This window comes from Phyllobacterium sp. 628, assembly GCF_014189505.1.
In the GTDB taxonomy this organism is placed as follows: Bacteria; Pseudomonadota; Alphaproteobacteria; order Rhizobiales; family Rhizobiaceae; genus Phyllobacterium.
In genome coordinates this window covers 2,734,226-2,754,063 of sequence record NZ_CP050301.1, presented here as the reverse complement: position 1 = coordinate 2,754,063, position 19,838 = coordinate 2,734,226, and the positions used below count along the sequence as shown (strand labels likewise).

Genomic DNA, 19,838 nt, shown 5'->3' with positions numbered 1-19,838 from the left:
GGTTAACTGGGTTCACGTTTGACAAATCTGTTTCGGGGGAAACATGGAAGGTTCACCACACGCTGCATTTGGCCGTCCGGCTGAACAGGTCGGGCATCGTTTCGTCTTTTCCGGTACGGCAAAAGAGTATTTCGGCATCTGGATTGTCAATGTACTTCTGACGATTGTTACACTCGGCATTTATTCTGCGTGGGCCAAGGTGCGGCGTAACCGCTATTTCTACGGAAATACTGCTCTGGCTGACGGCCGGTTTGATTATCATGCCCGGCCTTTACAAATATTGATCGGCCGACTTCTCGTGATCGGTTACCTTATCGTCTATAATACTCTGCTCCATTTTGTCCCGCTTGTTGGTCTGGTGCTGGCGCTGGTCTTTCTTGCTGCCATGCCTTGGCTGATTGCACGCGGCTTGCGTTTCAGCGCACGCGTCACCAGCTACCGCAACATTCGTTTCGACTTTGTCGGTGGCTACTGGGGGGCGGTGAGGGCTTTTTTCCTGAGCAGTATCGTAGCCGGTGTATCGCTGGGTATCCTGGCACCCTTCGCCAGCCGCTGGACTTTGCGCTATACGCTTGGAAATCTGCGTTATGGCGGTAAAGTGTTTTCGCCGGACCCGACGATTGGCTCTCTCTACCGCGTCTGGGTTTTGCCTGCGGTGCTTACTGTTGTGGGACTGCTTCTTTTCGGCATCCTGATTGCAGGTGCATCTGCCGGGCTGGCGTCACTGCGGGAACAAGCTTCGAATGGCGAAATTGCGTTCATTCTGGTTCTGTACGTTCTGTTTGTGCCCATTCTGCTGATCTACGCCGTTTTGGGGCTGCTCTACACAGCTGGCGTCAGAAATGTTGGCTTCAGTGCCACCACATTCGATGAGCGGCACTATCTTTATTCCGACATGCCGCGCTGGAGCTATGCCTGGGTCGTGATCTCAAATTTGGTTGTGACTGTTCTAACCCTGGGTCTTCTGCGCCCATGGGCAGCCGTAAGATTGGCGCGTTTTCATGCGGACTATACTGCTGTTGTCTTTGATGGCGATGTCGGCGAAATCTTCTCGAACATCAAGGATTCGGGCTCGGCCGTTGGATCGGAGTTTATGGACATCGAAGGTATAGACTTTGGCTTCTGATACGGCAAAGCTCGCTACAGGTCTCTGGTATCGCGAAGGATCCAGTGCCGGCAGGGCCGCCAGCCTCAAATTTGCTGACGATACGTTGTCGGCCATTGACGAGGATGGAACGGTTCTTTCTGCGTCCGCGTTTGCGGGAATAGAGATCAGTGATCGTGTTGGTTCCATCCCTCGGCGATTGACTTTTTCCGACCAGACCAGTTTCGAGACAGCGGATAATGATGCAATTGATGCGTTGGTTGCCTCGAATAGGGGTAGCCGCGCGGGATGGGTGCATAGGGCGGAGCGTGTTCATCCGCGCTTGCTACTCTTTGTTTTTCTTACATTTATCTTCGCTTTTTCAATTTATCGCTTCGCTGTGCCCGCCTTGGTCGAAGTCGCCGTTCTGGTAACGCCTCCGGTTGTGCCGGAGCTCATGTCCAAGGGCGCTTTGCAAACGCTGGATACAACAACTTTCAGCACGACAGCTCTTTCAGCAGAAGAGCGTTCAAAATTGAGTGACGGATTTGCGCGGTTAACGGCCAAATCAGATCTGGGGGCATCTCATTTCGATCTGCTGTTTCGCCAAGGCGGCTTGATTGGACCCAATGCATTTGCTTTGCCGGATGGTACGGTCGTTATCACTGACGAATTGGTTAAGCTGGCCGATGGCGATACGGAAATGCTGCTCGGTGTGCTCGCCCATGAGATCGGCCATGTCGAACTCAATCACAGTCTGCGGCAGCTTTACCGCGCTGCAGGCGTGGCTGGATTGATCATGCTGATTGGCGGCGACATTGGCGACAGCACGCATGACATACTGGTGCAGGGTGGCGGATTGCTGGCGCTGTCCTATTCACGCGCCTATGAAAATGCCGCCGACCGTCACAGCGTCGAACTTATGGCGAAGGCGGGGTACAATCCGGAAGCAATTTCGCGGTTTTTTGCTCTCGTCGAAGACAAGCTGAACGATCACAGCCCGACGAGCATGTTGGAGACCCATCCTGGCACACCCGAGCGCCGTAAAATGGTGCTCGACTATGCGCAGGAGTTGAAGGCAAGAACGCCGCCGGGCGTGGCGAACTGAATGTTACCAGCTGCCGGTATTGGGCATTGAGAGCCAAGGCTCTTGCGGTGCAAGCGCCGGGCCTTTTTGGATGAGTTCAATGGAAATTCCGTCGGGCGAGCGGACAAACGCCATATTGCCGTCGCGAGGAGGGCGATTGATGACCACGCCCTTGTCCTGCAGGTTCTGACAGGTCTCATAGATATTATCGACGACATAAGCGAGATGGCCGAAATTGCGTCCGCCTGTATAGGTTTCGGGATCCCAGTTGAATGTCAGTTCCAGTTCCGGGGCCCGTTCGGCAATGGCACGGCCTTTGTCTTCAGGCGCAGCCAGAAAGATCAGGGTGAAGCGGCCCTTTTCATTTTCGGTACGGCGAATTTCCTCGAGGCCGAACTTATTGCAGTAAAAATCCAGCGATTCATCGATGTCGCGGACGCGGACCATTGTGTGAAGATAGCGCATCATATCCCTTTGATGTGTTCGTCAGTGGCTGAAAGGTGACGGCAATCATCCGATTGCTCAGGCGGATCGCCTACATGTTTTTGGTAACACTATTTTGGTGGCTCCACAAATTAACGACCTTGTGACCGGGGGGTGATCCAGCAATCTTGAGATTTGCACCTGTTTTTCAACAAAAGCGGTCAGATGATACTTGCCCTCATCCATCGGACAGGTGTTATTCTGAAACAAGAGAATCAGTGTTGCTTTCAGGAGAGGAGGGGCTAGCTTCATGTCAGACAGACCAGTATCAGCCCAGCATTCCCCCGATGACGAACAATTAGCCGACGGCCTTGATCTGATCGAGGTTGCGGGTGCGATTAAATGGTTCGATGTCGCCAAAGGATATGGCTTTGTTGTCCCTGACAACTCTGATTTGCCTGATATTCTTCTGCATGTGACATGTCTGCGCCGTGACGGATTTCAGACAGCGCTGGAAGGCTCGCGTGTCGTTTGCGAAGTCAAGCAGGGCGAACGCGGCATGCAGTGCTTCCGTGTTGTCTCCATGGACAATTCCACGGCTGTTCATCCGACAGAACTTCCACCTGTACGCACGCATGTTACCGTCACGCCATCAAGCGGCCTTGAGCGCGTTCTGGTTAAATGGTTCAACCGCACCAAAGGTTTCGGTTTCCTGACGCGCGGCGAAGGCACCGAGGATATTTTCATTCATATGGAAACCCTGCGCCGGTTTGGTTTGACCGAACTGCGCCCGGGACAAGTTGTCCTGATCCGCTTTGGCAATGGCGACAAGGGTCTGATGGCGTCTGAAGTTCACCCTGATATCGGCACACAATTGCCGGCGTCACACTGAAGATGCTCTTATGAATAGCTTGATCAAAATATACCGGTCCCTCATGATCGGTTTTTTTGTCATTATAGCCTCGACGCTGATGGTGCACGGGGCGGATCAACAGCCGATGAAACTCCCCATTGATGCAACTCCACTGGTTCTCAACACTGCCAGAGGCGACGTGCCTTTTCAGGTTGAAGTGGCCGATACCGACGAAGAGCGGGAGCGGGGCCTCATGTTTCGCACCGATCTGAAAGACAACAGCGCGATGTTGTTTGTCTTTGAGGAAAGCCGCTTGGTCACGATGTGGATGGAGAATACACCATCGGCACTCGATATGATTTTTCTGGATGATAATGGGCGCGTATCCGCTATTCGCGCAAACGCCGTGCCCTTTTCCCGAGCGACAATCTCTTCGGGCGGCGCGGCGCGCTTTGTTATCGAAGTCAAGGCGGGTACGGCCCGGCGGTTGGGTCTGGCGGTTGGCGACAAGGTGCACCATCCTGCAATCGCCGCAGTTTGCGGCAAGTGCGCAAAAAAATAGGTCACGGACGTTATGCAGTTTTTTGAGAATGACGGATTGAAGCTCGCTTACATCGATGAAGGCGAGGGAGAACCGATCCTGCTCATCCACGGCTTTGCCTCATCGCATTTTTATAATTGGGTACAGCCCGGCTGGGTTCCTGCATTGACGGCAGCGGGCTACCGGGCAATCGCGATTGACAACCGTGGTCACGGTCAGTCTGACAAACCCCATGACGGCTCGCTTTACACGCCGACACTCATGGCGGGCGATGCCGCTGCGTTGCTCGATCATCTCGGGATCGCGCAAGCCCACGTCATGGGCTATTCGATGGGTGCGCGTATCAGCGCATTTCTCGCCTTGGAACACCCCAAGCGTGTGCATGATGTGATATTTGGCGGCCTTGGCATAGGTATGGTTGAAGGGGCGGGCGACTGGAATCCGATTGCCGAAGCACTGTTGGCTGAAGATGCGGACAGCGTGACGCATCCGCGCGGCAAGATGTTCCGCATGTTTGCCGACAAGACCAAAAGCGATAAAATCGCACTGGCCGCCTGTGTGATCACTTCCAAGGAAGAAATCAGCGAAGCCAATATGGCGCGTATCACGCAGCCTGCCTTGGTCGCAGTCGGAACCAAAGATGATATTGGCGGCAGCCCGCAGCGGCTGGCGGCATTGATGCCCCGTGGCGAGGCAATCGATATTCCAAACCGCGATCATATGCTTGCCGTGGGTGACAAGGTTTTCAAGGAAGCCGTTCTTAAATTTCTCAAAGCGCACCCGCTTTGAGGACCTTACGCTTTATGTGCCGTTGAAGTTGGGCTTGCGTTTTTCCCGGAAGGCAGCGCGGCCTTCGGCATAATCTGCACTTTCAAAGGTATGATCGCCCAGACGGTTCGCTTGGTCGATATCGGTGGATTCTAGCGTTATTGCAGCGCGGATCGCGCGTTTGGAAGCCATGATGCTGAGCGGCGCATTGCCGCTCATTTGTTCACAGATCGCAGAAACGCGCTCGGCCAGCAATTCTCCGCGGGTAATCTCGAGCAGAAACCCGGCTTTGAAAGCTGCTTCGGCATCAATGACAGCACCAGTGAACGTGAGATATCGCGCCATTTGCGGACTGGTTGCTTCAACAATGTCGCTCATGGCCTGACGGGGATATGCAAGACCCAATTTGGCTGCGGGCACACAGAAGCTGGCGTTGTCCGATGCCAGACGAAGATCGCAGGCTGCCGCTATGCCGAAAGCGCCACCAAAACAGATACCTTGTATGGCCGCTATTGTGGGCTTGGAGAACGTACGAACAGCTGCAAACGCTTCGACATTTTGCGCCTCATAGGTTCGCGCGGTGTCAGCATCTTTTCGGACAGTTTCAAACTCGCTGATATCGGCACCGGCAGAAAAATCACTGCCTTGCCCCTGAAAAACCACCACGCGGACACCGGGTTCTTGATCCAGAAATGCAAGCAGTTGCGGCAATGCAGCCCACATCGATGCCGTGATTGCATTTTTTCTGGCAGGCCGGTCAAAGAAAATGGTAGCGGTATAGCCCGAATGCGTGAAATGCAGTCCTTCTGGCAGTGCTGGGTGATATTCAGACAAATCGATCATACCTTCAATATTTCTTGCCATTGATGCGCGGGAATTTGAGGTGTCAAGAAATCATTTTTGCCGTATGCTAGGGGATAGAGCAAGAATATTGGCTGATTGCCTGGAGTTAGGAAATGTCCGCAAGCAACCCGATGAAAATAACCGGATCGGTTAAGCAGATGGATCCAATCTGGCTTTCCATTCGTGCCGAAGCTGAAGAGACGATCCGTCAGGAACCGCTTCTTGCAACGTTCCTTTACACGACGATTCTCAACCACCAATCACTTGAGCAGGCGGTTATTCATCGCATTTCGCAACGGCTTGATCACCCGGACGTTGAGTCGGAACTGTTGCGTCAGACATTTACATCGATGCTGGATGCAAACCCGTCATGGTCGCAAATCCTGCGTGTCGATATTCAGGCCGTCTATGACCGGGATCCAGCCTGCACCCGGTTCATCGAGCCGATCCTTTATTTCAAAGGTTTCCAGGCGATCCAGACGCACCGGCTTGCACACTGGCTGTGGAGTGAGGGCCGCAAGGATTTCGCACTCTATTTGCAGAGCCGCTCTTCCTCCGTTTTCCAGACGGATATTCACCCGGCCGTTCCAATGGGGCAGGGCGTATTCTTTGATCACGCGACCGGTATTGTTGTTGGTATGACCGCTCTCATCGAAGACAATGTTTCGATCCTTCAAGGTGTGACGCTTGGTGGTACCGGCAAGGAAACCGGCGACCGGCATCCAAAGATTCGCCATGGGGTTCTCATCGGTGCGGGTGCCAATATTCTTGGCAATATTGAAATTGGCCATTGCTCAAAAGTGGCCTCCGGTTCCGTGGTTTTGAAACCTGTGCCGCACAACGTCACTGTCGCCGGAGTTCCCGCCCGGGTGGTTGGCGAAACCGGCTGCGCGGAACCGTCCCGTGCCATGGACCAACTCGTCACCAATTTCGACTGAAGCGCAACAAGGGCCTCAGCAGACAGAAATGACAAAGTCAGCCCTTTACAGGGCTGACGGCTGCATGCCACAAGCCCGCTTCCAGATTATCTATTCGACAGGAGAAACCGCGTGAAACCCGAAGAACTGAAAAAACTCGACAGCTACTTCAAGCGCACATTCGGAAACACGGAACTCACGGTTAAAGCGCGTCCGCGTAAGGACGACTCAGCTGAACTCTATCTTGGCGATGAATTTCTCGGTTTGATTTACAAGGACGAGGATGAAGGCGAGTTGTCTTACAACTTCTCCATGGCCATTCTCGATATGGATCTCTGACGGATCAATTCCGAGAGATGGAAGTGCCGCCTGCATTGCTGGCGTCACTTCAGAGTTTTAAGATGTCCATCGGCATAGGCCCGAACCTTTTGATCCACTGATTGCCAATCGGCGAGCAACTCGCGTGGAAAACGGTATGTCAGCTGCAAATCCTCACCGATAAAAATATCCCGCTGGCAGGATGCCAGATTGGATTTGGAGGTTGCCTCATCCAGGCAACGCGCCACAAACGGCACACGGCCTGTATTTTCAGGTGCGACGACCAGTTCTTCATTCACAAAACCGCTGGTTGACCGAAAGTTCTGAACGGTGAGCCCGGATGGGCCTTTTTTGCCAGGACCATCGGTCAGTGTGCTGTAGATCGGGCCATAGCGTCCGGACATATCGCGGGATGTCGCGCGTGGCTCAAAGGTGAGAAACAACAATGTCTTCTTATCGCCGGATCCGTTGAAATCTCCAATGAACACGGGCTGATACCCTTGCATGTCCGGCCAGTGCAGATAAAGATCAACACGTTCGGCGACGCCATCGCGCCTTTGGCTTCGGAAGCGGATCGCATTGGCAGGTAATTCAAGGATACTGTTGCCAATGACGACTTCATGCAATGTCGTCTCTTCGGTATGACCGCCAAGCGAGATTGTATGGCCGAAATACCGCCCGGCAAGTACGAGCCCAATTGAGATGATAGCCAGTGCGACAACGCAATAGAACGCACGCTGCAACAGGTGGCAACCTGTGATTGGTTCTACGCGCTGTGTCGAAGCCTGCATCAGTACCGAACCCTGTTGCTATGGATAGGGTTACATTAGGCGCCAAGTGCTGAATTATGGTTAATTGGGTGTGAAGCTTTTGTTCGCAAACCTTCACCGGTTCGCTAAGCTGACGCAAAGAATCTCCGGAGGATTTATGCCCATATTCACGCTCGATGGCCATGCGCCCGCATTTGAACATCGCAAATCAAATTGGATTGCCCCTGATGCAACCCTGATCGGCAAGGTTTTCCTCGGCGAGAATGCAGGGATCTGGTTCGGGTCTGTTCTGCGCGGCGACAATGAGCTGATTCACATCGGCCGTGATACCAATGTTCAGGAACACACCGTGATGCACACGGATATGGGTTACCCCTTGACGATTGGTGAAGGTTGCACCATCGGCCACCGGGCTATGCTCCACGGTTGCACGATCGGCGAGAATACGTTGATCGGCATTGGCGCAATCATTCTCAATGGCGCCAAAATTGGCAGAAATTCACTCGTTGGAGCAGGTGCCCTTGTAACGGAGCGCAAGGAGTTTCCCGATAATTCGCTGATTGTCGGATCTCCGGCACGCGTCATACGAACGCTGGACGAGGCCGCGATTGCGCAGCTACGGCTTTCGGCTGCTCATTATGTCGAGAACGGCAAGCGTTACATGCGTGGCATGGAGCTCGCTTGACCCCCGGCCTTAACACATAAGGCCAGCCCCTTTGCAGGACTGGCCTTATCGAGGCGAGAAACTTTCAGCCGGAACTTACTGTGTCTCGATGCTGCCTACCAGAACCTGCCGGTCATCCGTAATGGAAACCCAAGCGCCGGTATTATGGGTTGATTGACGCTTCAAGTAGTCGTAACGCGTGTCGTTCCATGGCTTGATCCGTGCTTCCAGATTATCGAGAATGTAGTCGCCACGATCTGTGCGCACGGTGAGGACGGCATGGCCTTCGCCATTCATCTGCCGGACGACGGTGATAAGCAGTGAGTTGACGGGTATGCCGCGTTCCATCAGGATTTTGCGCTTGAGCAGAACGTAGTCTTCGCAGTCGCCGACGGTTGTCGGATAGGACCACACTTCAGCCTTGCCCCAGATTTCCATATCTGTTTCCGGCTTTATATCGGTGTTGACCTTTGTGTTGACCTCAACCATCTGCGCCCAAACCTTAGACGTAAGGGTGACAGGTGTGTCGCTGATGCTTCTGATGCGGCACTCGTCCTGATAGGTCTGACAAAAATCGTAGTGACCTATAGGCTGTGATGTACGCCCGTCCGTTTTCATGACAGTGGTTGAAAGTGCCGGACCGGCCTGTGCCGCCATTGCCATGAGCAGAAGAGTTGTGCCCGCAAGAATTATGCTTTTTATCATACCGTCGTCTCCCCGGTTGAGGATGAGATTGGCAGACAGAACTTGATCGAGCGGAAATCTGAATCAGTAAATCTGATTGAAGTAAGTAGTAGAAAATAAACGATTTGGCATTCGTAAAGTATTATTGAATATTACCAATTTATTTAAAACAAGTTATCGAGGTGGTTCAGTGTGTATATCCCGGTTAAAATTCAGTTTTATTGAGTAAAGTGTGCTTTAAAGTGGCTTAATACCCGCCGAATTGCCCACTTCTCAAGTGAATGAATTTGGTAACCAACACAGCAGGTAACGATCAACCGCTAATTTTGAAAAGCGATCTCGATTGTTTCGCGGCTTTGGACAGTCGCAAATTCAATTGCGATCCCTTCTTCAAAATGCCGCACAACGCGCCCGCGCATTGAGCCGAGCACAACCTGGCTGTTCAGGGCAGGGCGCATGCGAATCTCTACTGCTGCGCCCGATATCGACAGATCGATGATCCGGCATGGATATTCCCGGCCATCCGACATGCCAAGCATGGAGATTGGATTGCGCGGCGCAATGCGCTGATGGCGCCGATCCTCCGGCATGTCCAGTTCGTGCTTGTTGGCGAGCCATGTCAGCTGGGCTGCAATCTTGTTCTTCTTGCGATCAGACGCGACAAGCGAGAGCAGGAAGCCTCCGCTTACCAGCTTCTCGACTGTACCTTCCACCCGGCCAATATGATCGATATAGGCGATAACGCGCTCGCCCATGCTTGCCGCAGCTTCTGTGGCAAAAAGGACATCGCCTGGCGACATTTCACCAATCTGGCACACATGTTCGGTTCGATCTTCCAGCATGAAGCGCCCGTAAAGCTCCACCTTCACACGATGGTACTTTCCCATGGCAACGGCTGGCTGAGTTGAGTCGTCACGGTTCAGGTGCATGAAGTTGGTTCCGGAAGGCTGAAATTGGCTGTCGATCCATCCAGATTATGCCACAAGTCTTAACGGTGATGTAACGGGTATGGCTATCTCCTAAGTATCTACTAACCTAGTCGATAATTTTTCCGCCATCGAAAACCATAAGATGCCCGACGCGCCGGCTGGTGCCGGGAACTGGCTGCGGATTATTCGGTATGGGGCTTTTATGAGCTTCGAGCAGGGCGCTGCCAATCGTCGTCGGGGTTGAGCTGTGCGGATCACCCATGGAAATCGAGCGGAGGCTGTTTTCGATAATGGCGTCGGATTCCAGCCAGAATGGTTTTCCGGCATTGGTGATCATTCCGAGAAGGTGGCGTTCATTCACCTCATTTGCCAGAGGTAACAGGATCAGATTGAAAAGCGTCTTGCGTCCGCGGCTGCTTTTGCCCTCATAGGTCGATCGCACAACCGTTTTGGTTGTCAGGCTGCTTGATACGATCCGCGCAATGATGGGTTTGTCCTTGGCCTGCCAGATCGAGGTGAATGTCTGGCCTTTGAGTTCACGTCCATAAATCGAACAGATACGTGTTCCTGCCAGCCGGAATCGTGCTTCCGCAACACCATTTGCCCTTAGAAGGAAGATGTCCGACAGCCGCGAGCGGATGAGGGCAGGCGATATCTCCCGCCGTTCGGGCGCAGCGCGCGTTCCGCGCAGATTATTCCAATAGGCAAAAATCTCGCTCGTTCCATCGTGCCGCATATGGTGCTTCCGTTTTTCTAAAGACCATCGACAGGGTTGGTCATGCCGAGCGGACATTGGCACCGGCACACTCTGAGCGCCATTAATCATATGAGAGCGTCCACCGCAGGGACTGATTAAGGTTAACAAATGGTTTAGATTGAGTGGCGGGCCTCTCTGTGAGACAAGAGAGGTGAGTAGAGTTCATGTTGACTATCCAGATTGAGGCCGTTCAGTTTATTGAGCGGCCTTATTTTTGTTTGGAGTGTTTGCTGCTAAGCACAGGTTTTAAAGAACCAGTGGCAGGAAGAATGACTGAGCCTACAAACGTCCACAATGCCCCGCCGTCACGCGAGCCCGTCTTCAATATACCGGGTGTGATCCTTGCAATCTTTGCGATTTGCGTTGCTGTATTTGTTCTGGAAAATTATGTTCTGACGGATGCGCAGGATAGTAATTTCCTGCTGGATTATGCGTTCATTCCCGCACGGTTTTCACAGTTTGGCGGATTTTATTCGCCGTCAGCATGGCTCACCACACTGACATATTCTTTCATGCATGGCAGTTTTGCCCACATAGCGCTGAATATGATCTGGCTTGCTGCGTTTGGTTCGCCGCTTGCGGCGCGTATTGGTCCATTGCGTACAGCTTTGTTCTGGGTGGTTACGGCCATTGCCGCCGTCATGATGCATTTCGCCATCTACCCCGCAAGCCCGATCCCACTGGTCGGCGCATCCGGTGCCATATCGGGCATGATGGGCGCGGCTGCACGCTTTGGCTTTCGCCGCTCGACACAACGCAATTCTGCTGCGTTTACCGGTCCTCTCCTGCCGATTGGCGTCGCGTTGCGTACGCGCACTGTTCTGGTCTTTGTTGCGGTCTGGTTCATCACAAATATCGCAACGGGTCTTTTCGCGGTTGTTCCGGGCGATGCGGCAACAATCGCCTGGGAGGCCCATATCGGCGGTTTCCTCATCGGTTTTCTGGGCATTGCCTTATTCGACCGCAACGATCCCGTCACCAACGCGCGCTGATTTGTGGAATAATTGCAAACCTGTTGCATTGGATGCAACATACGCGCACCATGTTGTACTGATCGAGGGAATGGAGGATTTCCGCGATCAGGAGTTCAGTAGGCTAATGTGCAAGGAGGACGTACATGACAGTCAAATTGATTCTGGAACGCAAAGGCTACGACGTTTTCAGCGCTGCACCTGAAACAACTCTTGGCGATGCAGTCGCCGCACTCGCAAAACATAAAATCGGCGCGATTGTTGTTGTCGATGACAAGAAAGCCATCAAAGGTATTCTCTCCGAACGTGATGTTGTTCGCGCAATTGCTGCTGATGGTGGTGATGCCTTATGGAGACCCATTTCCGAAATCATGACCATTAAAGTGAGCGTCTGCTCGGAAATGCATACGGTCAATCAGGTCATGGAAATGATGACACGTGGCCGCTTCCGCCATTTGCCCGTCGAAAAAGACGGGAGATTGTACGGTATCGTGTCAATTGGCGACGTCGTGAAGCTTCGTATTGAAGAAGTCGAACGGGAGTCCCAGGAAATTCGCAGCTATATAGCAACTGCTTGAAGCAGTTGCCCTGACATGGTCGTTTAAAAGACGACCTTCTGCATGCGCTCGAGCTCTCCAATCCGGGCCATCGTTTCCTCATAGCCGAGTTTGATCGCCTCATCGGCACGATGAAACTCGGCAAGCCCCACATGCCCGATTTTCGGTAGAAGTGCGATATCAGGTGGATCGCCAGCCATGCGCGCGCGGGAAATCCGGTCCTGAATGATGTTGAACGATTCCATCATGACGCCGGTAATACCAAGTCGCTTCGAGCGGGCAGCACGGAAATGCAAGCCAGATGCGTCCGGCTGTTCCGCTTCCGATGAATGGGGCGGTTCGGCCGAATGTTTGACAACTGCGGCGCGGCCAAACTGGTCGTAATGCAGATTCACTGCAACGACCAGCGCTTGTTCGTAGGACCGGCAAACGGACACGGGTACGGGATTAACCAGCGCACCATCGACCAACAAACGGCCATTGCATTCAACGGGTTCAAATACGCCGGGCAGGGCATAGGATGCGCGCATCGCCGTGATCAAACTGCCTCGCGTCAACCAGATTTCGTGTCCCGTATTGATTTCAGTACACACAGCGACGAAGGGTTTCGGCAGATTCTCGATCGCCAGCTCTTCGAGATGGTCCCGCAGGCGGCGATCAAGCTTCATTCCACCGAAAAGGCCATTCCCGCCAAAACGCAGGTCCAGCATGCTGAAAATGCCGCGCTTGGTGAGACCGCGCGCGAATTCCTCCAGTTGATCCAGTTTGCCGCCGAGATAACAGCCGCCAACAAGGGCACCGATTGATGTGCCCGCAATCATGGATATTTCGATGCCGGCCTCGTCAAGCGCGCGCAGGACACCAATGTGCGCCCAGCCACGCGCCGCACCACCGCCCAGCGCCAGCGCGATAGGGGCTCTTTTCTCAACATGTGGGGGCGGGGTCATCACAGGGACATCTGATCTGTCAGTGATGCCGATGGGTTCTGCCGCACGTCGCCGTCGCGATGCCCAATCGAGCATGGCTTATACTCCTAAAGTCGTATCCGTTCATTATCCCCTCACTTTGGTATCGAAAGGATGAATATTGCGGAATTATGACCATTTAGCCAACCAAGGAATATGCAGGCATCCAAATCACAGCGCGACAGACGCGGCGTTGTCACGCCGCAGGTGCGATGACCAGATGGGTCCCGTCATTTTCGGTGACGACTTGACGGTAAAAACATGACCTGCGGCCGGTATGGCAGGTGGGTCCATCGCCAGCCACTGTCACTTTGAGCCAAAGGGCGTCCTGATCGCAATCTGTGCGCATCTCAACGACGGTTTGCAAATTTCCAGACGTTTCGCCTTTTTTCCAAAGCGACTGCCGCGAACGGGACCAATAGTGGGCTATGCCCGTTTCCAGGGTCAGGCGCAGAGCTTCCGCATTCATATGTGCGACCATCAAGAGATGGCCGTCATGAGCATCGGTAACGATGGTTGTCACAAGACCTGAAGCGTCAAAACGCGGTGCAAACACCGCGCCTTCTTCATTCTCGTGTTTATCGCCGAGAGGTGATGAAAAATAACCGTTGCTCATGAATGCCAATTCTTGAAGTCGATGGGCTTAACGGCCCTTGAGGAGTGTCATGAAGCGAACCTGTTCGTCAACGTCGCTTTTGAACGCACCAGTGAAGGTGGTTGTCGTCGTCGTTGAACCGGATACGCGAATACCCCGCATGGACATGCACATATGTTCGGCTTCGATCATGATGGCAACACCGCGCGGGCGCAGCGAATTCTGGATCGCATTGGCAATCTGGGCCGTCATGCTTTCCTGCGTCTGCAGGCGGCGGGCATAGATATGAACAACACGCGCGATCTTCGAAAGACCAACGACTTTCTCGCCATCGGGCAGATAGGCGACATGTGCCTTGCCGATGATAGGAACCATGTGATGTTCACAATGCGAGAAGAAGGGGATGTCTTTGATGAACACAATATCATCGTAACCGGCGATTTCTTCGAAAGTCCGGCCGAGAACTTCTGCAGGGTCTTCATCGTAGCCCGAGAACAATTCCTTGTAGGATTTGGCGACACGCTGGGGCGTATCCAACAGACCTTCTCGGTCTGGATTGTCACCGGCCCAAAGCAAGAGCGTGCGCACAGCAGCTTCCGCTTCTTCCTGTGTTGGACGTCGTGGATTGTTCTGATTGACAGTCGTTGACTGCAAACTTTTAATTACCGCATCCATCGCGATCTCCCGTAGCCGCTCTCAAAGGAGCGACGAGTTAAACGGCAATACACGATAGTCGTTCCATAACGAATACGCGATGTATTGAAGCCGGCATAACCCGAAGGCTTTTGCCTAGGCGAACACTGATATCATTGACGCAGAATTTACGCCATGGTGCTTTGTGCTCGTCCGCTCACATACTATATAGAGAGTGAATTCGGGATTCATAGAGCTAAAGCGCTAGACAATGGTCTGATTGCGCTGTGGTTCGTTTCAGTGCGGAAGCTCGTTATGATCAATGACGTCTATAATACACGTATCCTGGAATTTGCCGGGAATATTCAACGTCTCGGGCGTCTGGATCACCCCGATGCATCAGCGAAGGCGCATTCGAAATTGTGCGGCTCCACGGTTATTGTCGATCTGAAAATGGACAGTGGAGTGGTTACCGATTTTGCGCACGATGTGAAAGCATGTGCGCTGGGTCAGGCATCGTCGTCGATCATGGCGCGGCATGTCATCGGGGCAACTGCACAGGAATTGCGCGAGGTTCGCGATGCAATGTTCAAAATGCTCAAGGAAAATGGCGCTCCACCGGAGGGGCGTTTTGAAGATTTGAAGTTTCTCGAACCCGTGCGGGATTATAAGGCCCGGCACAATTCCACCATGCTGACATTTGAAGCGGTGGTGGACTGTCTCGATCAAATCGAAAAGAAAAACGCGGAAGCTGCGGCTTAAACGCTGATGTGTGATGGCACGGCGCATGATGAAGCGCCCAAGACTCCAAAAAGATATTCCCGCAATTGGGGTGGGCCGTGGCGTAAAACGCCAGGGCGCCTGCTTGGGACAGGTCTTGTAAGGTTTTACCAGCTGACCCTGTCCGGATTTATCGGCAATTCCTGCAGACATTTGCCGACTTGTTCCGAATATGCCTATGAATCCGTTGCCCGCTATGGATTGTGGGCGGGCGGATGGATGGGGCTTTTCCGGTTTGTCCGTTGTGGCCCAGGCGGAACGCATGGTCATGATCCGGTGCCGACCAATCTGGACAAGCGCTTTGTCTGGTATACGCCTTGGCGGTATTGGGGCATCAGCAAACCACACTGACATATGTGGCATATCGAGTGTGCGTGGTTCGCCCTTCGACAAGCTCAGGAAGCTCACCATGAGGGGGAGCGAAGACTGCAAAGCGCTTTATTCTGTTACACTGGTCATTGGTACTGCAGCCAACAATCACCCTCATGGCGAGCTTGTCGAACCACGCACAACAGATGTGCAGCAGCGAAAATTCGCATTTCACCAACGCCCACTTTACGGCGGACAAACTTATGAATAAAAGTCCGCTCGCCGGAGCAGTTCCGGTCATACGACACCACCCGCGATTGTTGGCGGGACTGGATAGGAGCAATCTGATGTCACAAACAGTTTCCAAAACTGTATCCATGCAATTTCCCGATGGCTCGAAGCGCGAATATGACGCTGCCATTACCGGCGCGGAACTTGCAGAAACAATTTCCAAATCACTTGCCAAGAAAGCTGTTGCCTATGCGGTGGATGGCACTGTACGTGATCTGTCCGATCCGCTGCAGAATTCCGGCAATATTGAAATCCTGACCCGCGACGATCCACGCGCGCTCGAGCTGATCCGGCACGATTGTGCCCACGTTCTGGCCGAAGCTGTGCAGGAATTGTTTCCGGGAACGCAGGTCACCATCGGTCCGGTGATCGAGAACGGATTCTATTACGATTTCGCCAAGAATGAGCCATTCACGCCCGATGACCTGCCGGTTATCGAGGAGAAGATGCGGGAGATCATTGCCCGCAACAAGCCGTTCACAAAGGAAATCTGGTCGCGCGAAAAGGCTCGCAAAGTTTTTGCCGACAAGGGTGAAGCTTACAAAGTCGAGCTGGTTGATGCGATTGCGGAAGGTCAGGACCTGAAGATTTATTCGCAGGGCGACTGGTATGATCTGTGCCGCGGCCCGCATATGGCTTCAACAGGTCAGGTCGGCAACGCGTTCAAGCTGATGAAGGTTGCCGGTGCCTACTGGCGTGGCGACAGCAACAATCCGATGCTCAGCCGCATTTACGGTACAGCATTCGCGACGGATGCTGAATTGCAGTCCTATCTGCATGTTCTGGAAGAAGCAGAAAAGCGCGATCACCGCAAACTTGGCCGCGAAATGGATCTGTTTCATTTTCAGGAAGAGGGTCCCGGCGTTGTCTTCTGGCATGCCAAGGGCTGGCGCATGTTCCAGACGCTGGTGAGCTATATGCGCCGCCGGCTCGATGGCGTCTATCAGGAGGTCAACGCGCCACAGGTGCTCGACAAATCCCTGTGGGAGACATCAGGCCATTGGGGCTGGTATCGCGACAACATGTTCAAGGTGACTGTTGCCGGTGACGAGACCGACGACGAGCGCGTATTTGCACTCAAGCCGATGAACTGTCCCGGCCACGTGCAGATATTCAAGCATGGATTGAAGTCTTATCGCGATCTGCCAGTGCGGCTTGCGGAATTCGGCAATGTCCATCGCTATGAACCTTCAGGTGCCTTGCATGGTTTGATGCGGGTGCGCGGGTTTACGCAGGATGATGCGCACGTCTTTTGCACGGATGAGCAGATGGCGGCTGAATGCCTGCGTATCAACGATCTGATCCTTTCGGTTTACAAGGATTTCGGCTTTAACGAGATCACCATCAAGCTTTCCACGCGCCCGGAGAAGCGCGTGGGCTCGGATGAACTCTGGGATCGCGCCGAAGAGGTCATGATGGGTGTTCTGGAGCAGATCAAGCAGCAATCGAGCGACATCAAAACCGGTATTCTGCCGGGCGAGGGTGCCTTCTATGGCCCCAAGTTCGAGTACACGTTGAAAGACGCCATCGGCCGCGAGTGGCAATGCGGCACGACGCAGGTGGACTTCAATCTACCGGAACGCTTCGGTGCCTTCTATATCGACTCAACATCGGAGAAGAAGCAGCCTGTCATGATCCATCGCGCCATTTGCGGTTCGATGGAGCGGTTCCTCGGCATCCTGATCGAAAACTTTGCCGGTCATTTGCCCCTATGGTTTGCGCCGGTGCAGGTTGTGGTTGCAACCATCACAACGGAAGCCGACGAGTATGGCAAGCAGGTTGCCAAGGAACTGAAAGCCGCCGGTCTTCAAGTTATCACCGACTTCCGCAACGAGAAGATCAACTACAAGGTGCGCGAGCATTCCTTGCAGAAAGTTCCGGTCATTCTCGTCTGCGGCATGCGTGAAGCGGAAGAGCGAACGGTTAATATGCGCCGTCTTGGTTCTCAGAATCAGGTTTCGCTTAGCCTTGACGATGCGATCAAGCAGCTCGGCACGGAAGCAACGCCGCCGGACCTGTTGCGCGCAGCCGCAGAATAATCCTGTAAATAGCTTTATGACAGCGCGATGAAATTCATCACGCTGTCATGGAGTTGCGCAAATAATCAGCCGCTTCATTATTCGCCGGGATGCAAACGTGCAGTTCAGAGAACTCTCTTATGCCAATGATACCCAGTCACGCGTAACGCAATGGCTGATCCGTTCCATTGAGGGCCTATCCGGGCGCGATCATTATGTCAGGCTCTATAATGCGTGGCGTACCGATATCGTGCCGGTGGGAATCGATGTGTTTTGCCGGATGATGGATCTGATCAACATCAAGTTGGATGTTCAGGATCAATGGCCGCCCCAGCAATTGCCCGATACACCGCTGGTCATCGTCGCCAACCATCCTTTCGGCATTGGCGACGGCATCGCCGCGTTGGCATTGGCTGAGCAGCTTGGACGGCCGTTCCGGGTTCTCATCAACAATGATCTGATGAAGGTGCCTGAGATCCGCCCCTATGCGCTGCCTGTCTGTTTCGATGAAACGAAAGAGGCAGTGGCGATGAACATGGCAACCCGGCACGAAGCGGTTCGTTTGCTCAAAGAAGGCGTGACGATCGTGGTTTTCCCTGCGGGTGGCGTTGCGACCGCCCGCAAGGGTTTTGGCCGGGCCGAAGATCTGCCTTGGAAGATTTTCCCGGCAAAACTGGTGCAGCAGGCGAAAGCATCCGTCATTCCTGTTTATTTCAGCGGGCAGAATGGCCGGTTTTTCCACCTAGCCAGCAAAGTCTCGATGACCCTGCGCATTTCGCTGCTGATCCGGGAGTTTCGCAAACTCTCGGGCAAAGCCATCAATGTGCGTATCGGCCGGACGATGGACTGGTCAGAACTGGCGCCTTTGGTGGATCGCAAAAACCTGCTGGATTACATGTATGGCGCGGTGTTTTCGCTCGACCCAGCCAAGAAACACTGAGCAGGTTTAATCGAGCGGCTCTTCGCCGCCTGCGGGCTGATTTGCCGTCGTGGTGGCACTTGCACCATTGGTTGCAATAAGTTCGACGTCCTGATTGCGCCCGGCAACCACTTTGAAATCGCGCTGATAAATCTTGTCCTTGTTCTTGGCGATGATGATGTATTCGCCTTCCGCCAGAACAATCGATGCAAACGCTCCAACGCTTTCCCGCACGATGTCCCCGGATGTGGTCAGCACCGACCATGCCGTGTCGGCGAGGGCTTCGCCGCCGGTTTCACGGACCAGTTTCATGGTCAGCTGTGCGGCGCGGTGCTCCACATTGGCTTCGGTGATCTTGCCTGCTTCGACACGGATATCGGCGCGGATAACGGCGTTCGCTGTGCCGTAGTTGGAAACGATCTGATAGGTCCCCGCATTCAGTCGTACGACGCTCTCCGGCTTGACGTCGGGGATGATCAACGCGCGCTCGCCGCTGGCATCTTCATGGTCTTCATAGATCGAGAATCGCAACTGGTCCTGCGGAATGCGTCCGCCACCGGACAATACAGCATTGAGTTTGACCCCGCCCGCATCGAGAATCATCGTTTCATTGCGCTTGACCCGGGTCATGGTTACACGTTTTGTAGCCCCTGCACGCCCGAATGCCACGTGGACAAGGTAGCTCCCGGGAGCAAGGTTGAATGATGTCGTGCCGCCCTTGGATGTCGCCAGCAATTGCAATTTGCCGTCGGCATCAGGTTCAGGCGAAAACACCCGCCAGACAAGTCCGCGCCCGATGTTTTCGCCGTTTTCAGCGAGCTTGGCCGACAGGATTAATTCCGGCTCGTTGGCGATCGGATTGTTCGCGGGCGCCTTTGGATTGGCATATTGATTGATGTTGGGCAGCACCGGTAAATCGGCATCGGGCGTGCCCATATCCGGCGCTAGCACCTGTGCAAAGGCACCGGTGGCAAACAGGCTTGCAACCAGCCCGGCAAGCAATGGCTTACAGCTGATCAAGCGTCCACGCGCCGATTGATGAAAAAATACGCCCATGAAACGGTTTGACCCGAAGCCGGTGGCAATTTCAAGGCTTTTTCGTATGAACGTGACTTTACACACCCGATGAAACCGGGACATTGTCCGCCCAAATGAAAAAGGA

At 53.6% G+C, this 19,838-nt stretch carries 24 protein-coding genes; 14 read left to right on the top strand and 10 right to left on the bottom strand.

Going from position 1 to position 19,838, the window contains the following annotated elements:
* The first annotated feature begins 43 nt into the window (after window positions 1-43).
* Together HB779_RS15185 and HB779_RS15180 are read left to right on the top strand one after the other, a co-directional pair.
* Window positions 44-1,126 (top strand): YjgN family protein, encoded by a 1,083-nt coding sequence (locus HB779_RS15185; RefSeq protein WP_188343149.1) that lies wholly within the window; start codon window positions 44-46, stop codon window positions 1,124-1,126.
* Complete coding sequence (locus tag HB779_RS15180; RefSeq protein ID WP_188343148.1) at window positions 1,116-2,192, top strand: M48 family metallopeptidase; 1,077 nt, start codon at window positions 1,116-1,118, stop codon at window positions 2,190-2,192. The genes HB779_RS15185 and HB779_RS15180 overlap by 11 nt, the downstream gene beginning before the upstream one ends.
* A 3-nt stretch (window positions 2,193-2,195) precedes the next feature.
* On the opposite strand, the gene HB779_RS15175 is transcribed toward HB779_RS15180, so the two are convergent.
* The gene (locus tag HB779_RS15175; protein ID WP_188345946.1) at window positions 2,196-2,636 is read right to left on the bottom strand and encodes a VOC family protein; all 441 of its coding nucleotides are present in this window, start codon (window positions 2,634-2,636) and stop codon (window positions 2,196-2,198) included.
* Window positions 2,637-2,904: 268 nt separating this feature from the next.
* Here HB779_RS15175 and HB779_RS15170 point away from each other — a divergent pair, with 268 nt between their 5' ends.
* The 3 genes from HB779_RS15170 to HB779_RS15160 are packed head-to-tail and all read left to right on the top strand — an operon-like array spanning window position 2,905 to window position 4,777.
* On the top strand, window positions 2,905-3,486 hold the full coding sequence (locus HB779_RS15170; protein WP_188343147.1) for a cold-shock protein: 582 nt from the start codon (window positions 2,905-2,907) through the stop codon (window positions 3,484-3,486).
* A 10-nt stretch (window positions 3,487-3,496) separates the two neighbouring features.
* Window positions 3,497-4,009 (top strand): DUF192 domain-containing protein, encoded by a 513-nt coding sequence (locus tag HB779_RS15165; RefSeq protein WP_244642377.1) that lies wholly within the window; start codon window positions 3,497-3,499, stop codon window positions 4,007-4,009.
* Window positions 4,010-4,021: 12 nt separating this feature from the next.
* Window positions 4,022-4,777, top strand: a complete 756-nt coding sequence (locus tag HB779_RS15160; RefSeq protein WP_188343146.1) for an alpha/beta fold hydrolase — start codon at window positions 4,022-4,024, stop codon at window positions 4,775-4,777.
* A gap of 12 nt (window positions 4,778-4,789) precedes the next feature.
* Here HB779_RS15160 and HB779_RS15155 read toward each other — a convergent pair whose 3' ends face one another.
* Window positions 4,790-5,599 carry an enoyl-CoA hydratase-related protein gene (locus tag HB779_RS15155; RefSeq protein ID WP_188343145.1) on the bottom strand — a complete coding sequence of 270 codons (810 nt, stop codon included), beginning with the start codon at window positions 5,597-5,599 and terminating at the stop codon, window positions 4,790-4,792.
* A gap of 113 nt (window positions 5,600-5,712) precedes the next feature.
* Here HB779_RS15155 and cysE point away from each other — a divergent pair, with 113 nt between their 5' ends.
* Entirely contained in the window at window positions 5,713-6,537 is an 825-nt protein-coding gene (cysE, locus tag HB779_RS15150) for a serine O-acetyltransferase (protein ID WP_188343144.1), read from the top strand.
* 111 nt (window positions 6,538-6,648) lie between these two features.
* Entirely contained in the window at window positions 6,649-6,855 is a 207-nt protein-coding gene (locus tag HB779_RS15145; protein WP_182550925.1) for a DUF3126 family protein, read from the top strand.
* A 44-nt stretch (window positions 6,856-6,899) separates the two neighbouring features.
* On the opposite strand, the gene HB779_RS15140 is transcribed toward HB779_RS15145, so the two are convergent.
* Complete coding sequence (locus HB779_RS15140; protein ID WP_188343143.1) at window positions 6,900-7,625, bottom strand: hypothetical protein; 726 nt, start codon at window positions 7,623-7,625, stop codon at window positions 6,900-6,902.
* 136 nt (window positions 7,626-7,761) lie between these two features.
* Here HB779_RS15140 and HB779_RS15135 point away from each other — a divergent pair, with 136 nt between their 5' ends.
* Window positions 7,762-8,289: a gamma carbonic anhydrase family protein gene (locus tag HB779_RS15135; RefSeq protein WP_188343142.1), complete on the top strand. Its 528-nt coding sequence runs from the start codon at window positions 7,762-7,764 to the stop codon at window positions 8,287-8,289.
* 75 nt (window positions 8,290-8,364) lie between these two features.
* On the opposite strand, the gene HB779_RS15130 is transcribed toward HB779_RS15135, so the two are convergent.
* From HB779_RS15130 to HB779_RS15120, 3 genes are all read right to left on the bottom strand, one after another.
* Entirely contained in the window at window positions 8,365-8,973 is a 609-nt protein-coding gene (locus HB779_RS15130; RefSeq protein WP_188343141.1) for a transglutaminase-like cysteine peptidase, read from the bottom strand.
* Window positions 8,974-9,272: 299 nt separating this feature from the next.
* Window positions 9,273-9,881, bottom strand: coding sequence for a PilZ domain-containing protein (locus tag HB779_RS15125; RefSeq protein WP_188343140.1), 609 nt, complete (start codon window positions 9,879-9,881; stop codon window positions 9,273-9,275).
* Window positions 9,882-9,987: 106 nt separating this feature from the next.
* Window positions 9,988-10,617, bottom strand: a complete 630-nt coding sequence (locus tag HB779_RS15120) for a PAS domain-containing protein (protein ID WP_188343139.1) — start codon at window positions 10,615-10,617, stop codon at window positions 9,988-9,990.
* 290 nt (window positions 10,618-10,907) lie between these two features.
* Between HB779_RS15120 and HB779_RS15115 the strand changes: the two genes are divergently transcribed.
* Both HB779_RS15115 and HB779_RS15110 read left to right on the top strand, forming a co-directional pair.
* Window positions 10,908-11,630 carry a rhomboid family intramembrane serine protease gene (locus HB779_RS15115; RefSeq protein ID WP_188343138.1) on the top strand — a complete coding sequence of 241 codons (723 nt, stop codon included), beginning with the start codon at window positions 10,908-10,910 and terminating at the stop codon, window positions 11,628-11,630.
* A 125-nt stretch (window positions 11,631-11,755) separates the two neighbouring features.
* A complete protein-coding gene (locus tag HB779_RS15110) occupies window positions 11,756-12,187 on the top strand; it encodes a CBS domain-containing protein (protein WP_188343137.1) in 432 nt (143 codons plus the stop codon).
* Between the two features lie 23 nt (window positions 12,188-12,210).
* On the opposite strand, the gene HB779_RS15105 is transcribed toward HB779_RS15110, so the two are convergent.
* From HB779_RS15105 to folE, 3 genes are all read right to left on the bottom strand, one after another.
* Entirely contained in the window at window positions 12,211-13,113 is a 903-nt protein-coding gene (locus HB779_RS15105; protein ID WP_244642661.1) for a patatin family protein, read from the bottom strand.
* Between the two features lie 214 nt (window positions 13,114-13,327).
* Window positions 13,328-13,747: a phosphoribosyl-AMP cyclohydrolase gene (gene hisI / locus HB779_RS15100; protein ID WP_188343135.1), complete on the bottom strand. Its 420-nt coding sequence runs from the start codon at window positions 13,745-13,747 to the stop codon at window positions 13,328-13,330.
* Window positions 13,748-13,774: 27 nt separating this feature from the next.
* Window positions 13,775-14,401 carry a GTP cyclohydrolase I FolE gene (gene folE, locus HB779_RS15095; protein ID WP_188343134.1) on the bottom strand — a complete coding sequence of 209 codons (627 nt, stop codon included), beginning with the start codon at window positions 14,399-14,401 and terminating at the stop codon, window positions 13,775-13,777.
* Window positions 14,402-14,674: 273 nt separating this feature from the next.
* Between folE and HB779_RS15090 the strand changes: the two genes are divergently transcribed.
* The 4 genes from HB779_RS15090 to HB779_RS15075 all read left to right on the top strand — a co-directional run bounded on the left by HB779_RS15090 (window position 14,675) and on the right by HB779_RS15075 (window position 18,697).
* Window positions 14,675-15,121 (top strand): iron-sulfur cluster assembly scaffold protein, encoded by a 447-nt coding sequence (locus tag HB779_RS15090; protein WP_188343133.1) that lies wholly within the window; start codon window positions 14,675-14,677, stop codon window positions 15,119-15,121.
* A 6-nt stretch (window positions 15,122-15,127) separates the two neighbouring features.
* Window positions 15,128-15,490, top strand: a complete 363-nt coding sequence (gene yidD / locus HB779_RS15085) for a membrane protein insertion efficiency factor YidD (protein WP_188343132.1) — start codon at window positions 15,128-15,130, stop codon at window positions 15,488-15,490.
* A 305-nt stretch (window positions 15,491-15,795) separates the two neighbouring features.
* Window positions 15,796-17,778, top strand: coding sequence for a threonine--tRNA ligase (gene thrS, locus HB779_RS15080; protein WP_188343131.1), 1,983 nt, complete (start codon window positions 15,796-15,798; stop codon window positions 17,776-17,778).
* A gap of 97 nt (window positions 17,779-17,875) precedes the next feature.
* Window positions 17,876-18,697 (top strand): lysophospholipid acyltransferase family protein, encoded by an 822-nt coding sequence (locus tag HB779_RS15075; protein WP_188343130.1) that lies wholly within the window; start codon window positions 17,876-17,878, stop codon window positions 18,695-18,697.
* A gap of 6 nt (window positions 18,698-18,703) precedes the next feature.
* On the opposite strand, the gene HB779_RS15070 is transcribed toward HB779_RS15075, so the two are convergent.
* Window positions 18,704-19,732: a hypothetical protein gene (locus HB779_RS15070; RefSeq protein ID WP_244642376.1), complete on the bottom strand. Its 1,029-nt coding sequence runs from the start codon at window positions 19,730-19,732 to the stop codon at window positions 18,704-18,706.
* Window positions 19,733-19,838 lie beyond the last annotated feature (106 nt).

Bases quoted from the DNA above. Each gene is read 5' to 3' on its own strand.
- HB779_RS15170 (WP_188343147.1), top strand. From the start codon at position 2,905: ATGTCAGACAGACCAGTATCAGCCCAGCATTCCCCCGATGACGAACAA.
- HB779_RS15105 (WP_244642661.1), bottom strand. From the start codon at position 13,113: ATGACCCCGCCCCCACATGTTGAGAAAAGAGCCCCTATCGCGCTGGCG.
- HB779_RS15155 (WP_188343145.1), bottom strand. From the start codon at position 5,599: ATGATCGATTTGTCTGAATATCACCCAGCACTGCCAGAAGGACTGCAT.
- yidD (WP_188343132.1), top strand. From the start codon at position 15,128: ATGTGTGATGGCACGGCGCATGATGAAGCGCCCAAGACTCCAAAAAGA.
- cysE (WP_188343144.1), top strand. From the start codon at position 5,713: ATGTCCGCAAGCAACCCGATGAAAATAACCGGATCGGTTAAGCAGATG.
- folE (WP_188343134.1), bottom strand. From the start codon at position 14,401: ATGGATGCGGTAATTAAAAGTTTGCAGTCAACGACTGTCAATCAGAAC.
- HB779_RS15130 (WP_188343141.1), bottom strand. From the start codon at position 8,973: ATGATAAAAAGCATAATTCTTGCGGGCACAACTCTTCTGCTCATGGCA.
- HB779_RS15140 (WP_188343143.1), bottom strand. From the start codon at position 7,625: ATGCAGGCTTCGACACAGCGCGTAGAACCAATCACAGGTTGCCACCTG.
- HB779_RS15165 (WP_244642377.1), top strand. From the start codon at position 3,497: ATGAATAGCTTGATCAAAATATACCGGTCCCTCATGATCGGTTTTTTT.
- HB779_RS15175 (WP_188345946.1), bottom strand. From the start codon at position 2,636: ATGCGCTATCTTCACACAATGGTCCGCGTCCGCGACATCGATGAATCG.
- HB779_RS15090 (WP_188343133.1), top strand. From the start codon at position 14,675: ATGATCAATGACGTCTATAATACACGTATCCTGGAATTTGCCGGGAAT.
- HB779_RS15125 (WP_188343140.1), bottom strand. From the start codon at position 9,881: ATGCACCTGAACCGTGACGACTCAACTCAGCCAGCCGTTGCCATGGGA.
- HB779_RS15120 (WP_188343139.1), bottom strand. From the start codon at position 10,617: ATGCGGCACGATGGAACGAGCGAGATTTTTGCCTATTGGAATAATCTG.
- HB779_RS15160 (WP_188343146.1), top strand. From the start codon at position 4,022: ATGCAGTTTTTTGAGAATGACGGATTGAAGCTCGCTTACATCGATGAA.
- hisI (WP_188343135.1), bottom strand. From the start codon at position 13,747: ATGAGCAACGGTTATTTTTCATCACCTCTCGGCGATAAACACGAGAAT.
- HB779_RS15110 (WP_188343137.1), top strand. From the start codon at position 11,756: ATGACAGTCAAATTGATTCTGGAACGCAAAGGCTACGACGTTTTCAGC.
- HB779_RS15135 (WP_188343142.1), top strand. From the start codon at position 7,762: ATGCCCATATTCACGCTCGATGGCCATGCGCCCGCATTTGAACATCGC.
- thrS (WP_188343131.1), top strand. From the start codon at position 15,796: ATGTCACAAACAGTTTCCAAAACTGTATCCATGCAATTTCCCGATGGC.
- HB779_RS15070 (WP_244642376.1), bottom strand. From the start codon at position 19,732: ATGGGCGTATTTTTTCATCAATCGGCGCGTGGACGCTTGATCAGCTGT.
- HB779_RS15115 (WP_188343138.1), top strand. From the start codon at position 10,908: ATGACTGAGCCTACAAACGTCCACAATGCCCCGCCGTCACGCGAGCCC.
- HB779_RS15185 (WP_188343149.1), top strand. From the start codon at position 44: ATGGAAGGTTCACCACACGCTGCATTTGGCCGTCCGGCTGAACAGGTC.